Source organism: Streptomyces sp. NBC_00390 (assembly GCF_036057275.1).
In the GTDB taxonomy this organism is placed as follows: Bacteria; Actinomycetota; Actinomycetes; order Streptomycetales; family Streptomycetaceae; genus Streptomyces.
The window spans coordinates 4,274,540-4,288,566 of sequence record NZ_CP107945.1; the positions used below are offsets into that span (position 1 = coordinate 4,274,540).

The window sequence follows — 14,027 nt, forward strand, 5'->3', positions numbered from 1 at the left end:
GGCGCGGACCGTATGCCGCCGCCCTTACGCCTCGAGCAGCCGCTGCCCCACGTACTCGCCCTTCGTCGGCCCGCCCGGCACCGCGAACAGCCCGCTCGACTCGTGCCGGATGAACGCCGACAGCGCATCGCCCCGGTCCAGCTTGCGCTGCACCGGCACGAAACCGCTCAGTGGATCGGCCTGCCAGCAGACGAACAGCAGCCCCGCGTCGGGTGTGCCGTCCATGCCGATGCCGTCGTGGAAGGAGAACGGCCTGCGCAGCATCGCGGCGCCTCCGTTCTGCTCCGGGGCGGAGATACGGGCATGCGCGTTGAGCGGGACGACAGGCTTTCCGTCCGGGCCCGTCCGCTCGAGCGCGAGCTCGGACATCTCGGTGCCGCCGGTCAGCGGTGCGCCGTCGGACTTGCGCCGCCCGATCACCTGCTCCTGCTTCGCCGGCGTCAGCTTCTCCCAGTCGTCCAGGAGCATCCGGATACGGCGCACGACGGCGTACGAGCCACCGGCCATCCACGCGTACTCCGCCTCCGGCGTCTTCGCGGGCACGAAGATCCGCTGCCGGAAGTCGGGTTCCGACGGCTTCGGATTGCCGCTGCCGTCGATCTGCCCCATCAGATTGCGGGCGGTCATCGGCCGCGCCGTGGCGCCCGGTGACCGGTTGAAGCCGTTCATCTGCCAGCGCACCCGGGCCGCGGCGCCGGCGGACTTGTGGATCGCCCGCAGCGCGTGGAAGGCGACCAGCGCGTCGTCCGCGCCGATCTGCACCCACAGGTCCCCGTCCGAGCGGCGCGGATCCAAGTGGTCCGAGGAGAACGCCGGCAGCGGATCCAGCTGTGGCGGCCGCCGGTCCACCAGGGACGTGCGGTCGAAGAAGGTGCGGCCGAAACCGAAGGTGACGGTGAGCGAGGAAGGGCCCGCGTCGAGGGCGACGCCGGTGTCGCCGTCCGGGGCCGCCCGGCCCTCCATCAGCTCGGCAGCCAGCGCGGACCAGCGCCGCATGAGTGCGGCGGCCTCCTTGCGCCCGGCACCCGGCGCGAGATCGAACGCGACCAGATGGCCGTGGGACTGCTGCGGGTCCGTGATGCCTGCCTGGTGCGTGCCGTGGAAGGCGATGCCGGTGGAGCCGACGGTCGCCAGCGTGGTGGGTGCCTCTTCGCGGGTGGCGGCATGCACCGCGGACGACCCGGCGGCGCCGAGCGCCAGCCCGGCCGCGCCGGCGGCGCCCATGGTGCCGAGCAGGCGCCGCCGGGAGATGTCGATGTCGCTCACGGGTGGATCAGCCGATCGTGATGTTCTTGTCGATGGTCGTCTGGTCGATGTCGGAGGTCCGCACGGTCACCTTCACCTGCCAGCTGCCGGGCATCGGGATCTGGACCGCATTCGCGCTCCAGTGTCCCGCGGCGACCCGGTCGGGAGTGATCGGCAGCGGGCCGATCTGCTTCGCCTTCAAGGTGAAGGACACCTTCACCTCCGGGGCGTCCAGCGGTTTGCCGTCGGGCGACTCGGCCCACACGTTCATCTCGTTGGAGCCGGAGCGGGCGGGGTCGAGGCTGAGCCTCAGGCGGCCCTTGCCGTTCTCGCCGCCCGTGTCGAAGGGCAGCGTGATCTCGGTGGGGCCGGCGGGGGCCTGCTCGACGGCCTGGGCTCCGGCCGCCCTGGCTGTCTCCTCCGTACGGCCCGGCTCGGTGCCGGTGAGCACGGTGGTCACCGCCAGCAGGACCACGGCGACACCTGCCTCGGCCAGCACGGAGCGGCGAAGGCCGGATCGCTCGGTGTCGGATTCCCGTACCCGCCGTCGCTCGGCCGTGGCGACGGCCGCCTTCTGACGGGCCAACTGGGCGGCGCGCGCCGGGTCCTCCGCCGCTTCGCCGGCGGTTTCTTCGTCGTCGGCCGCGTCGTCGTCCGACGTCTCCTCGCGGTGCCGTTCGGTGTCCTCGGCGGCCGGCGCTTCGGCCAGCTGCGCAGTCCACCTTCGGGAGATCCAGGCCACGGCGACCATGACCGCGACGAGTGCCACCTTGGCCAGCAGCAGCCGCCCGTACGAGGTCCCGGTCAGCGCCGGCCACGAGCCGACCTGCCGCCAGGACTGGTAGATCCCCGTCACGGCGAGCACGACGACGCTCGTGAACGCGAGTGTGGAGAAGCGCCGTACGGCCGCGCGCTCGATGGACGGCTCGCGGTACAGCGCGGTCAGCAGCGCGGCGAGACCGCCGAGCCAGGCCGCCACGGCCAGCAGATGCAGGACGTCCACCGGCATCGCCAGGCCCGGCTGGACACCGGTCGACGCGTGCTCGGACAGTGCCCAGGTCGCGCCGATCCCCGCGGCGACGACCGTGCCGCCGACCGCGAGACCGAAGGTGAGGTCCTTCTTCTCCTGCGCGTCCTCGCGCCGCGCGTACGCCCCGAACAGCACGGCGATGAACAGCGCGGCCGCGCCGAGCAGCAGCAGCCGCGAGACCAGGGCCGCGCCGGTCTTGGTCTCGAGCACATCCCCCAGACCGCCGAGGTCGAAGGCGTCGCCGAGTTCGCCCGACCCCGTGTAGGGGGTACGCAGCAGCAGCATCGCGAGGGTGGCCGCGGTGAGCGTGATCCAGCCCTGGACGACCAGGCGCTGCACGGGCCGTACCGAGGCACCCCGCTGCCAGCACACGAGCACGAAGGCGGCACCGCCGGCGAGCAGGATGAAGCCTGCGTACGAGGCGTAGCGCGCGACCCCGTAGAGGAAGCCGACGACTCCGCCGCCCGCCTCCTCGTCGGGCAGCGCGACCGTGGTCTTCGAGGGCGCCCCGATGGCGAAGGTGAAGGCACCGGAGACGGGATGGCTGTCCGCGGAGACCGCCTGCCAGGCCACGGTGTAGGTGCCGTTGGGGAGTCCGGCCTGCAGATCGACTCCGTAGACGACGCTGCCGCCGCTGCCGAGGTCGCGGACCTCGGCCTTGTCGGCGCGCTTGCCGCTGGGCTCCAGGACCCGGATCGAGTTCTCGCCCATGGCGATCTGCTCGGAGAAGGTGAGTGTGACCTGCTTGGGGGCGGTGGCGACCACCGCCCCGTCCTTCGGGTTGCTTCCGGTCAGCGCGGCATGTGCCGACGCGGGACCCGCGCCGGCCAGCAGCGCGCCGAGCACCGTGCCGATGAGCACGGTGACGGCGAGCAGCAGCCGGACCGGGGCCGGTCCGAAGCGCGGGGCGGTGGCTGTCATGGCGTCATCAGTCCCTCGGTCGGTCCTCAGTGCTTCGCAGGGTTGTACGTGGCTTCCTTGACGGGAAGCTCGACCCTGATCGGACCGGACTTCTCGAAGTGCAGCTCCACGGAGACCTTCTGGCCCTTTTCCGGCTTCTGCTTGAGCGCCATGAACATGATGTGGCTGCCGCCGCGCTCGAGGTCGAGGGAGCCGTCCGCGGGGACGTCGAAGGCCTTCACCTGCTGCATCCGCTGGTTCTTCGACGTGTGGATGGTGATGTCGTCGGAGAGGTCACTGGTGACCGAGGTGAGCTTGTCCGCCGTACCGCCGTTGTTGACGACGGTCAGGAACCCGGCGGCCATGTCGTCGCCGACGGGCTGCGGCATGAACGCACCGCTGACCTTCAACTCGGGTCCGCTGTCCGCCGAGCAGCCCGCCAGGGCCAGTCCCGCGGTCATGACCAGGGCGACGGCGAAGGGGGTGCGGCGCATCACGGCGTCTCCCCCTTGATCAGCTCCGGCAGGTCCGCGGCGTACTCCTGGTGCGAGGTGTCGTCGTCGTACAGGACATAGCCCTGATCCGTCTTCGGGGAGAAGGCGAGGACCTGCGCGCCGTGCATGGACACGACCGTGCCGTCCTTCTCCTTCTTCGGCGGGTCGATGCCGATGCCGACCTGGCGCGCTCCCGCCTGGATGGTCGGGAAGTCGCCGCTGAGGCCGATGAAGGACGGATCACCGGCGCTGCGCAGCCACTTGCCGAGCTCGGCCGGGGTGTCCCGCTCCGGGTCGGTGGTGACGAATACGACCTGGAGCTTGTCCCGGTCCGCCTCGGGCAGCTGCTTCCTCGCGATGGCGAGGTTGCTCATCGTCAGCGGACAGACGTCGGGGCAGTGCGTGTAGCCGAAGAAGAGCAGCGTCGGCTTGCCCTTGGTCCGCTCCCGCAGGTCGAACTTCTTGCCGTGGGTGTCGGTCAGCACGAGGTCCGGCTTGGTGAACGGCCGGCTGAGCACGGTCGCGGCCTTGGGTTTCGCCTCGGCCGAGACCTGTGCCGCAGGGGTGCCGTCACCGTTCGCGGCGAGGGCGAATCCCGCCGCGACCGCGAACGCGACCGCGACGGCGGCTCCCGCGATCAGCGGAGCGCGCCGGGCGCGGCTCGGCGCCGCGTCACTCTTCGGGTTGTGCATGGGGTTCTCTTTCACGGACGTGGTCCCGCGCGCTCGTCAGGCCGACCGGCGGCGTCGGGCCAGGACACCGAAGGCCAGACCGGCGCCGCCGACGACGATTCCGGCGATGCCGAGGACGCGGGCCGTGGTGTCGCTGCCGGAGCCGGAGGCCGAAGCCGGCTCGTCGTGGTGACCGGCGTTCTCGCCGCCGTCCTTCGATCCCTTGGCGTCGGCACCTGCCGCACCGCCGCCGTGGTGGTCCTCGGTGGCGGCCGAGAGCGTGAGCACCGGCGCGGGCGACTCAGGCTCCTCGGCGCCCTTCTCGGGCTCCTCGATCCAGCGCACGACGTCCTTGTTGTCGTACGTCTGAACGGCCTTGAACACCAACTGGTCGGCGTCCTCGGGCAGCTGCCCGATCGAGAGCGGGAACTGCTGGAACTGACCCGGACCGATCTTGGAACCGTCCGCGGTCCAGGTGACCTTGGTGGCCGCCTCGGTGATCTGGTTGCCGTGCAGCTCGAGCGGCTTGTCCAGCTTGGACTTGGTGACCTCCACCTTCCAGCCCGGCACCGGCTGCGGCATCACGGACGCCAGCGGGTGCTCGGCCGGCAGGCTGACCTCGAGCTTGATCGTCGAGGCGTTGTCGCGCTCGTTGGGGACCTTGAAGTTGACGGTGGCGTAGCCGCCCTTGGCCGCCGGGCCCTGCGGCTGCACGGTGACATGCGCGAAGGCGGTGCCGGAGACGAGCAGCACGGAGGAGACGGCGACGCCGCCGGCAAGCGCGATACGGGAAACGTTCATGAGGTGGGAACACTCCACGGTGAAGGAGAGGGGATGTGCCGGCACACGGGTGCGCGGACACAGCGGCACCACTCCCGTCGAGTGGGCCGCGTCAGGCTGCCAGGAGTACGGCCGGTGGCCCGCGCCTGATCACCGTGTGCGCGAGTACATGGCCGGCGACCGGAACCCGGGGCGCCGCCGCGGCGGGCACCGTACGCACAGCCGGGCCGAGCCCGCCCGCGGGACCGCTCAGCAGGGCCCGTACGAGAACGAGCGCGGCCCGCAGCGCGCGCAGCCACGCCGTCTCGGCGACCTCATGGGCCGAGTCGGCCGACATCCGCATCAGCCGGAGCAGCGCCGCATCCCCGCGGCGCAGTAGCAGACCGGTCGCCAGGGCGGCCAGCAGATGCCCGAGCAGCATGGGCAGGGTGGGCAGCAGACCAGGAGCCTCGGCGGCCTCGGCGGTATGCATGTGGGCGGCCTGCTGTGCGGCCGGATCCATGCCGGCCATCGTGACGATGCGCCGGGCGTCGGCGGGCGTCATGGCGGCGGCACCCGCACCGCACACCAGCTTGGCCGCCATCCTGACGACCGTTTCGTCCGCGGTCGGAGCGAGCCGCAGATGCTGCTGTCCGGCCGTGAACAGGGTGTGCAGTCCGAGTTGTCCGACCGTCAGCGCGGCGGCGATGGCCGGCAGCGAACGCTCCCGCCCCGCGAACGGCACCACCAGGGCGAACACCCCGGCGAAGCCGAGAGTCAGGGTCCACCAGGGGAGGGCCGCGCAGGCGGCCAGCACATGTCCCGTCCCGGACAGCACGACACAGACCGCGGTGAACACCGCGGCCCTCAGCAGCCGCAGACCGGCTCCGGTGCGCGCTCGATGCAGGGACGACATGGCCGGGTCATCATCGCACTGCGCCGCCGGCGACCGTACGGCAGGTCCGGAAGATCCCCTTTGCTGCCCTCGGGGCGGGCGTGTGCCGCTCTCATTGCGGGCGGGCGTGCGCGACATACACCCGGTGGTGCGCCCCGCGCATCCGCTGAATGAGGGGTATCACATCAAAGGTGCGCTTACCGACCGTGTATGGGGGCAATACGTATCGGTATGTCGAGCCGCAGCCAGGAGGCTGGAGCATGAGCATCTGGTGGTCACTCCATCTGCGGCGCGAGGCTGCCAGCGTCCCGCTCGCCCGGCGGCTTCTGCTCGGCACGATGGAGACCGCGGGCGTCGACCCGGACGTCTCCTACGACCTGTCGGTCGCTCTGAGCGAAGCCTGTGCGAACGCTGTGGAGCACGGCGGCGACCTGCACTCCGGCGGAGCCTCGCAGGCGTACCGCGTCACGGCGTATCTGGACGGCGAGAAGTGCCGTATCGAGGTGGCGGATTCGGGACCCGGTTTTCCCGCACCAGGACCGGGCTCTGCCGTCCGGCGCGGGGCGGTGCCGGGGGCGGCGGTCCCCGCCGTCACCGCGGAGAGCGGCCGCGGGCTGTGTCTGATCGAGCAGCTCGCCGACCATGTGCAGGTGAGCAACCGGCCGGGGCACGGCGTGGTGGTCTGCTTCGACAAGATCCTCAAATGGCGCGAGGGCGCGCTGCTCAGGGTCTCCTGAGCGGCGCGCCCCCGTCGTGACGCCGGTCAGCCCTGCTTGAGGGCGGCCATCCAGGTCTCGATCTCGTCGGCCTGGCGCGGCAGCGCGGCCGAGAGGTTCCGGTTGCCGTCCTCGGTGACGAGGATGTCGTCCTCGATCCGGACGCCGATGCCGCGATACTCCTCGGGCACCGTCAGGTCGTCGGCCTGGAAGTAGAGGCCGGGCTCCACGGTCAGGCACATGCCGGGCTCCAGCGTGCCGTCGACATACGCCTCGGTACGGGCGGCGGCGCAGTCGTGGACGTCCATGCCGAGCATGTGCCCGGTGCCGTGGAGCGTCCAGCGGCGCTGCAGGCCCAGCTCGAGCACGCGCTCCACCGGGCCTTCGACCAGGCCCCACTCGACCAGCTTCTCGGCGAGCACGCGCTGTGCGGCGTCGTGGAAGTTGCGGTACTTGGCCCCGGGCTTGACCGCCGCGATACCCGCCTCCTGAGCCTCGTACACCGCGTCGTAGATCTTGCGCTGCAGCTCGGTGAAGCGGCCGTTGATCGGCAGGGTGCGCGTGATGTCGGCGGTGTAGAGGGTGTGGGTCTCCACACCGGCGTCGAGCAGCAGCAGATCACCGGAGCGGACCGGGCCGTCGTTGCGCACCCAGTGCAGGGTGGTGGCGTGCGGGCCCGCCGCGCAGATGGAGCCGTAGCCGACGTCGTTGCCCTCGACGCGGGCGCGCAGGAAGAACGTTCCCTCGATGTAGCGCTCGCTGGTGGCCTCGGCCTTGTCCAGGACCTTGACGACGTCCTCGAAGCCGCGCGCGGTGGAGTCGCACGCCTTCTGCAGCTCGCCGATCTCGAACTCGTCCTTCACCGCGCGGGCCTCGGAGAGGTGGACCCGCAACTCCTCGTCGCGCTCCGCGGTGACCTTGTCGGCCAGCGCCGCCTCGATCCCGGCGTCGTGGCCGCGTACGACACGGACCGGACCGGTCGCCTCGCGCAGCTTCTCGGGCAGCTCCCGCACGTCCTCGGCCGGGATGCCCAGCAGCTGCTCGGCCTCGGCGAGGGAGTGGCGACGGCCCACCCACAGCTCGCCCTGGCCGGACAGCCAGAACTCGCCGTTCTCCCGGTTGGAACGGGGCAGCAGATGGATGGTCGCCTCGTGCCCGTCGCCCTTGGGCTCCAGCACCAGTACGCCGTCCTCGGTCTGGTCGCCGGTCAGATACGCGTACTCGGTGGCCGCACGGAAGCTGTACTCGGTGTCGTTCGAGCGGGTCTTCAGGTTGCCCGCGGGGATCACCACACGCTCACCGGGGAAGCGCGCCGAGAGCGCGGCACGGCGGGCGGCGGTCTGTGCGGCCTGCGGTACGGGCGCGAGATCGCGCAGCTCGGTGTCGGCCCAGCCGGTCGTCATGTTCTCGGCCAGCTCGTCGGACACGCCCGGGTACAGGCCGTTCTTGCGCTGCTTGATCGGCTGCTCTTCCTCTTCCGCGCCCGCTGCGGTAGCAGCGAGATCGGATTCCGCCGGGGTGAGCTCCTCGGCCACGTCTGCCTCCTGGGCCTCTCGGCCTTGCCTGATACGACACGGGAAACCCCTGCTTCCCTCCGGGCCGGTCGGGCCTTCGGGCAGGGGTGACGACTCCATCGTATGTGCGACAGGAAGATCGCCTGCAGTGATGTGAGAAACCAGCCAGTACTCAGTCAAAACGGGCGGCCAGCAGGACGATGTCCTCGCCGCCGTCCATCCGGTCGAGACCTTCGGGCAGCACGGTGTGCAGAACATGGTCGGCGATCGCGCCCGGGTCGTCGCGGACCGCCTTCGGTACGGCGGCGGCCGCCGAGTGCAGCCGCGCGAAGGCCCGGTCCATGGGGTCACCGGTGCGTCGCAGCAGACCGTCGGTGTACAGCAGCACCGTTTCTCCCGGCTCCGCGGAGAGTTCCACGCTCGGTGCCTCCCAGCAGGCGAGCATGCCCAGCGGAGCCGACAGCGAGGTCTCGACGAACTCCGTACGCCGCTCACCGACCACCAGCGGCGGGGTGTGCCCCGCCCCGGCCAGCACGATCTTGCGGGCCGCCGGCTCGGCGTACGCGAACAGTGCGGTGGCGGTACGCGCCGGTTCGGTCAGCCGCAGCAGCAGCTCCAGATCGGAGAGGACGGCGACCGGGTCCTCGCCCTCCATCACGGCGTACGCCCGCAGGGACGCCCGCAGCCGGCCCATCGCCGCCAGCGCGCTCGGCCCTGAGCCGCTGACCGACCCGACCGCGAGTCCCAGCGCGCCTTCGGGCAGCGGAAGCGCGTCGTACCAGTCGCCCCCGCCGTGCGGGCCGGTGCGATGCCGGGCGGCGAGCTGGACACCGGGCACCCGCGGCAGCCGGCTGGGCAGCAGCTCCTCGGCGACGGTCGCCACGGTGGCGCGCGCATGCTCCAGCTCCAGCAGCCGGGCCAGGTGTTCGGTGGCGTAGCGCATGTAGAGCCCGGCGAGATGGCACCGGCGCTCTCCGGGGGCGGCCGGCTCGTCGTACAGCCAGACGGCCGCGCCGAGCGTGCCGGACCCGTCGCCCGCGAGCGGCAGGGTGTAGCTGGCCGCGTAGCCGAGGCGGATCGCGACCTCGCGATGGCGGGGGTCGAGCGCCGGGTCGCCGAGCAGATCGGGGTGCGCCACGGCCTGCGGCACGCCGGGCCGCCCCGGGCGGCCGGGCTGGGGGGCCAGGCCGTCCAGGATCCTGCCGTACGCGGTGGCGCTGCGCGGAACGGTCTCGATATGGCCGAGCTCGGCATGGGTGAGACCGAGGCCCTTGGCGAGCGAGGGTCCGCGGCCTCCGTGGAAGCAGTCGTCGCGCAGGGGGCCGGGGCGCGGCTCGAGAGTGACCAGGCCCCGGCGGGCACCGACCAGCGCGGCACCTGCGCGCAGCAGCTCGTCCAGTGCCTCGTCGAGCGTGGCCGTTCTGGCCAGACGCTCGGTCAGCTCATGGAGGGTGGTCAGATCGGAGACCCAGCCGGCGAGCCGGTCCTGAATCAGCGCGCCCGGAGCGGGCGGTGCGGCGGGGACCGAGGGCAGGGGTGCAGCAGCGGCGGCAGTGTGCGGGGGGCCGGCAACCGTGGAATCGATTCCGGCCACTTTCGGCAGGTGAGGGGCGCTCATGTCAGCCGGCTTTCCGGCAGGTGCGTTTTGCTCAATAGCATCGCAAACCCCCATGTCATTCTGCGCCGCTATCAATGCATCCACATGTACACGTACACGTAAGGTGATGTCCAGCATTGTCCCGGTGGGATCAGTGGTGTCTGTGGGGGTGTGAACTTGGCTGAAAAATGCACCCGATGGCGGTTGATTGCGGTCTGCTGAGGGTGATCGGCGTGGGGATCCCCGTAGGGCGCAGGCCTGAGGGGAAGCGTCATTCCACACCTGCTGGGTACGTAAACGGTGATGGCCAGGGGCGGTTGGGACAGCCCCGGAACCCGGCGGCGGGCCGCGGCGTCCTAACAGCCGAAGGTCGCGCCCCATCCCGAGTGGCGGGAAAAGATACAGCGGGACAGCAAGCGCCGGGCGCGCGCCACCCCTCGCCACGCGTTTAATGGAGTAAGCCCCACGTTGGGCCCCCGGGCGGCGATCCTGTCGCTGAACAGTGGGGGTCGCCCATGCCACCGGCATGGGCGGTGACGCGCCGATCAGTACCGCATTTGTACGCACAGTGAAGAGCTGCACACATGGTGTGATGTGGACCCCGGCGTTCAACGGAAAGGAACGAGCGCTCATGCGCGAGATCCTCGGAAGGCGACGCAGGCTCCGGTACCGGCGGAAAAGGGGGCCAGTCCAGCTCGACGCAGCGCTCACCTGCGCCGTCGAGTGGCAATGGCCCGTACTGCCCGGTGCAGGACCGAAGGCGACCGGCAGCCGCGGCGACCGCGGGCGCGGCTGCTCCTGCCCCGACTCCGAGTGCGTTGTACCCGGCGCACACCCCTTCGACCCCGGAATTCTGGCGGCGACCACCGACGAGCGCATGGTGCGCTGGTGGTGGACCAACCGGCCCGCCGCCCCGATCGTGCTGGCCACCGGGGGCCGCGCGCCGTGCGCGCTGAGTCTGCCGGCCGTCGCCGCCGCCCGCGCGCTGTCGGCGCTCGACGGTATGGGCATGCGGCTCGGGCCGGTCGTCGCGACGCCCACAAGATGGTCCATCCTGGTTGCCCCGTACACCCTCGAGCAGCTCGGCGAGCTGCTCTTCGCCAAGGACTGCGTGCCGAGTTCGCTGCGCTTCCACGGTGACGGCGGCTATCTGGTGCTGCCGCCGTCGGAGACGGGCGCTGGGCAGGTGCGGTGGGAGCGGGCGCCGCTGCCCGGTTCAGCGACACCTTGGCTGCCGGATGTGGAGGCGGTCGTGGACGCACTGGTGGAGGCGAGCGCGAGCAGCGCACCCGACAGTGGTCTGTACCCGCCGGAGGCGGGCGAGGGCAGCCGACTCACCTACTGACGCATCCGCAGTAGTCATGGACCTCGATACGGCCCGGCTCTCCCACCCGTCGCGCTGTCACTCGTACGGGTAAGAGCTGGGCCGAGTTGGGCCGGTCGTACGCGTGCGGCGGCGGGAGCGCCTGTCATCCGTCGATATCTTCGGGCCACCGTCAACAATCCCAGCGCGAAGCCGGCAGGTGGCCCATGAATCTCCGTATGTTCGGGATCACCGCCCTGGTGGTGTGCGGCACGCTTCTGCCGCTCACTGCCTCCGCCGGGCCCGCTCATGGTCCCCGGCGGGACACGGGCCGGGCGGAGGCTGAACCTGCCGGTGATGCGAAGATCGACGGCGAGCCGCACCCCCACACGGGCGCATCCGACATGTCCGATGTGATCTCCGGGAGGCGAGGGGCCGACGGGGCCAGGGACATCGGTGAGTCGGGCGGCGCCCCGGATGCACGCCCCCTGACGGCCTCGCGATGTGGGCCGGAAGTCGCCTCCCCGGAGGGTGTCGAGGCACAGACATGTGTGCTTGACGAGGGCCGCGACACCTGGGCGCGTGTCTACTACCGCAACGCGACGGGCGAGGAATTGTCGTCCGTGCTCACCCTGATGGCGCCCGGCGGACGCACCCTGCAGACGAACTGCGCGATCGGGACCGGAGATGAGCCGGGCGCCTGCGAGACCCGAAAGAGCCCTCGCGGGGTGCGGCTTCGGCGTACTGGGCGGTGGCGGAGTTCGCCGTTTCCGATGGCGCCGGTGACGGGCCGCTGTTGCTTCGATCGGGAAGCAACTCCGCGACAACCAATGCGCGTTGAGGCTGGAGTGCGCTCAGCGGAAATGGAAGCGCCCGGTCGCTGGCGACGGGGGATGCACCAGCGACCGGGCTTCTAGAACCGTAACAAGAGATCTGCGGTTCGCAAATTCGATCTCTGTTATTCGGACAAGGATTTACCTGCCGGCAAGGCAAGTTGTGACTGGAGTCACCTATCGGTCGACCGAAACCGTCACTCTCAGCTGAGGGTCACCTGGCGATTGGTGAGCCCGCCTCGTGCCCGGCGCTCCTCCGCCGTCAGCGGAACATCGCTCGCGAGGGCCTCGGTGAGCCGCTCGGCGAACTCGGCGGCGGGCTTCTCGCACTCCTCGGCGCCCATCCCGCTCGGCAGGTCCCACACCGGCACCATCAGCCCGTGGGCGCGGAAGGAACCGACCAGCCGCGTGCCCTCACCGAGCGAGTCGGTGCCGGCGGCATGCAGCCGGGCGAGCGCGTCCAGGAGCTGCTCCTCGGGGTGGGGCATGACCCAGCGGAGGTGGTTCTTCTCCGGCGTCTCGCACCAGTACGCGGAGTCCACATCGGCAAGCTTCACCGTCGGGATCGCCGCGGCGTCCGCGCGCTCCAGGGAGGCGGCCACCTCGGGGGACGCCTGCTCGGCCGATTCCGGGATCCAGAACTCGAACCCGGAGTGGACGACCGGCTCGAACGGCGCCTGCGGGTCGAGCAGGTCCTGCAGCCGTACGCCGTCGGCCTCGGCGCCGCCGCCCGTCACCGGCATGCCGGGGGTGGCGGCGAGCGCGCGCTGCAGCGTGCCGGCGAGGTCGCGGCTGAGGTCGCCGGAGGGCGTGTCGTTCTGCAGGCCGAGCAGCACGGAGCCGTCGTCGCGGCGCAGCGCGGGCCAGGCCATGGGCAGGACGGTCGCGAGCGTGACCGACGGAACGCCCTCGGGCAGCCCGTCCTTGAGGGTCAGCGCGACGGTCGCGGCGGGCACCAGCTCGCGCATGGCCACCCAGTCGCACTCGCCGGCCAGTCCCTCGAAGGGGCGCTGGACCAGCTCGGTCACGGCGTGTGCGGCGGCCCGGCCGTGACAGGCCTTGTAGCGGCGACCGGATCCGCAGGGGCAGGGCTCGCGGGCTCCTACCACTGGAACCGGCTCGCTGACGCCTGCGGCGCGGGCCCCGTCCTTGAGCTGAGGCTTCGTCGCCTTCGTCTGGGGGCGCTTCTTGGCCATGGTGTGGCTTTCTCCCGATTGCGGCGGTGCTGTGTCGGGCGCGAGCCTAGCCGTACGTGCCGCCGAGGACCGTGTGGATCGTCGTTCCGGCCGGGCGGGTCGCCGGCCCGGCGTGTCGGCATCCGCCCGGAGCGCCGGGTCGGCGGCGTCGTCTCACCGGTCGCGGGAGTCGGGAGCGGTCGAGCCCGCTGCCCCCGTCGTGCGCCCTGCCGCGTCGGGTCTCTGCCGCGGTCGGGTGCGTACCGTCGGGTCCAACCGTCAGTCCAGATCCTCGAAGGGGTCCCCGTAGTCGAACGACGGGCCGGTGACGCGCGTAGCGAAATCCTCGCGGCGATGCCCTTCGGTGACGATCACCCACACGGTGACTTCACCGCTCGCGCTGTCGCGTACGCCCCAGTCCTGGGCCAGTGCGGTGATGATGTTGAGCCCACGGCCGCCGCGTGCGGTGACCGAGGGCGTGGCCGGAACGGGTCGGGTCGGACCACCTCCGTCCGTCACTTCGACCGTCAGCCGCCCCGCTTTGTCGACGCGCCACGCGGCGCGGATGTCCCCGTCGCCCACTTCGGCGCGCCCCAACGGTCTGCCATGACGGCAGGCGTTACTGAGGAGCTCGGAAAGGATCAGAACTGCATCGTCGACGACTGTTTCGGACAATCCGCTGAGCCTGAGCTGCTCGCGCATCCGCTGTCGTGCCGCACCCACGCCCGCAGGGCCATGGGGTACGGCCATGCTCGACGACGTGGGCACCTCCTGTGCCACCACAAACGCCACCCCCGAGACCTCCTTTGCCCCACGCCACGGTGTGAATGCCCCAATGGCCTGGACCGGAAACCGGCCAAGAGCAGGTCAGTGACGCACTCGTAACGGTCGGATA

Annotated in this window: 12 protein-coding genes; 2 read left to right on the plus strand and 10 right to left on the minus strand. The window is 71.1% G+C overall.

Annotated elements, in window-relative coordinates:
- Positions 1-24: 24 nt before the first annotated feature.
- The 6 genes from efeB to OHS70_RS18635 all read right to left on the minus strand — a co-directional run bounded on the left by efeB (position 25) and on the right by OHS70_RS18635 (position 6,015).
- On the minus strand, positions 25-1,224 hold the full coding sequence (efeB, locus tag OHS70_RS18610) for an iron uptake transporter deferrochelatase/peroxidase subunit (protein ID WP_328405736.1): 1,200 nt from the start codon (positions 1,222-1,224) through the stop codon (positions 25-27).
- 49 nt (positions 1,225-1,273) lie between these two features.
- A complete protein-coding gene (locus tag OHS70_RS18615; RefSeq protein WP_328398924.1) occupies positions 1,274-3,196 on the minus strand; it encodes a copper resistance CopC/CopD family protein in 1,923 nt (640 codons plus the stop codon).
- Positions 3,197-3,222: 26 nt separating this feature from the next.
- Positions 3,223-3,672 (minus strand): copper chaperone PCu(A)C, encoded by a 450-nt coding sequence (locus tag OHS70_RS18620; protein ID WP_443062620.1) that lies wholly within the window; start codon positions 3,670-3,672, stop codon positions 3,223-3,225.
- A complete protein-coding gene (locus OHS70_RS18625) occupies positions 3,669-4,361 on the minus strand; it encodes an SCO family protein (RefSeq protein WP_328398926.1) in 693 nt (230 codons plus the stop codon). The genes OHS70_RS18620 and OHS70_RS18625 overlap by 4 nt, the downstream gene beginning before the upstream one ends.
- A 36-nt stretch (positions 4,362-4,397) precedes the next feature.
- Positions 4,398-5,141, minus strand: a complete 744-nt coding sequence (locus tag OHS70_RS18630) for a YcnI family copper-binding membrane protein (RefSeq protein WP_328398927.1) — start codon at positions 5,139-5,141, stop codon at positions 4,398-4,400.
- A gap of 91 nt (positions 5,142-5,232) precedes the next feature.
- Positions 5,233-6,015: a hypothetical protein gene (locus tag OHS70_RS18635; protein ID WP_328398928.1), complete on the minus strand. Its 783-nt coding sequence runs from the start codon at positions 6,013-6,015 to the stop codon at positions 5,233-5,235.
- 239 nt (positions 6,016-6,254) lie between these two features.
- On the opposite strand from OHS70_RS18635, the gene OHS70_RS18640 reads away from it, so the two are divergent.
- Positions 6,255-6,731, plus strand: a complete 477-nt coding sequence (locus OHS70_RS18640; protein ID WP_328398929.1) for an ATP-binding protein — start codon at positions 6,255-6,257, stop codon at positions 6,729-6,731.
- Positions 6,732-6,757: 26 nt separating this feature from the next.
- Here OHS70_RS18640 and OHS70_RS18645 read toward each other — a convergent pair whose 3' ends face one another.
- Positions 6,758-8,245: an aminopeptidase P family protein gene (locus OHS70_RS18645; RefSeq protein WP_328398930.1), complete on the minus strand. Its 1,488-nt coding sequence runs from the start codon at positions 8,243-8,245 to the stop codon at positions 6,758-6,760.
- Positions 8,246-8,396: 151 nt separating this feature from the next.
- Positions 8,397-9,959 carry a PP2C family protein-serine/threonine phosphatase gene (locus tag OHS70_RS18650; RefSeq protein WP_328398931.1) on the minus strand — a complete coding sequence of 521 codons (1,563 nt, stop codon included), beginning with the start codon at positions 9,957-9,959 and terminating at the stop codon, positions 8,397-8,399.
- A 493-nt stretch (positions 9,960-10,452) separates the two neighbouring features.
- On the opposite strand from OHS70_RS18650, the gene OHS70_RS18655 reads away from it, so the two are divergent.
- On the plus strand, positions 10,453-11,166 hold the full coding sequence (locus OHS70_RS18655) for a bifunctional DNA primase/polymerase (RefSeq protein WP_328398932.1): 714 nt from the start codon (positions 10,453-10,455) through the stop codon (positions 11,164-11,166).
- Positions 11,167-12,160: 994 nt separating this feature from the next.
- On the opposite strand, the gene OHS70_RS18660 is transcribed toward OHS70_RS18655, so the two are convergent.
- Both OHS70_RS18660 and OHS70_RS18665 read right to left on the minus strand, forming a co-directional pair.
- A complete protein-coding gene (locus tag OHS70_RS18660) occupies positions 12,161-13,153 on the minus strand; it encodes a DUF5926 family protein (protein ID WP_328398933.1) in 993 nt (330 codons plus the stop codon).
- Positions 13,154-13,411: 258 nt separating this feature from the next.
- A complete protein-coding gene (locus tag OHS70_RS18665) occupies positions 13,412-13,969 on the minus strand; it encodes an ATP-binding protein (RefSeq protein ID WP_328405740.1) in 558 nt (185 codons plus the stop codon).
- Positions 13,970-14,027 lie beyond the last annotated feature (58 nt).

Bases quoted from the DNA above. Each gene is read 5' to 3' on its own strand.
- efeB (WP_328405736.1), bottom strand. From the start codon at position 1,224: ATGGGCGCCGCCGGCGCGGCCGGGCTGGCGCTCGGCGCCGCCGGGTCG.
- OHS70_RS18615 (WP_328398924.1), bottom strand. From the start codon at position 3,196: ATGACAGCCACCGCCCCGCGCTTCGGACCGGCCCCGGTCCGGCTGCTG.
- OHS70_RS18625 (WP_328398926.1), bottom strand. From the start codon at position 4,361: ATGCACAACCCGAAGAGTGACGCGGCGCCGAGCCGCGCCCGGCGCGCT.
- OHS70_RS18630 (WP_328398927.1), bottom strand. From the start codon at position 5,141: ATGAACGTTTCCCGTATCGCGCTTGCCGGCGGCGTCGCCGTCTCCTCC.
- OHS70_RS18635 (WP_328398928.1), bottom strand. From the start codon at position 6,015: ATGTCGTCCCTGCATCGAGCGCGCACCGGAGCCGGTCTGCGGCTGCTG.
- OHS70_RS18640 (WP_328398929.1), top strand. From the start codon at position 6,255: ATGAGCATCTGGTGGTCACTCCATCTGCGGCGCGAGGCTGCCAGCGTC.
- OHS70_RS18650 (WP_328398931.1), bottom strand. From the start codon at position 9,959: ATGCTGGACATCACCTTACGTGTACGTGTACATGTGGATGCATTGATA.
- OHS70_RS18655 (WP_328398932.1), top strand. From the start codon at position 10,453: ATGCGCGAGATCCTCGGAAGGCGACGCAGGCTCCGGTACCGGCGGAAA.
- OHS70_RS18660 (WP_328398933.1), bottom strand. From the start codon at position 13,153: ATGGCCAAGAAGCGCCCCCAGACGAAGGCGACGAAGCCTCAGCTCAAG.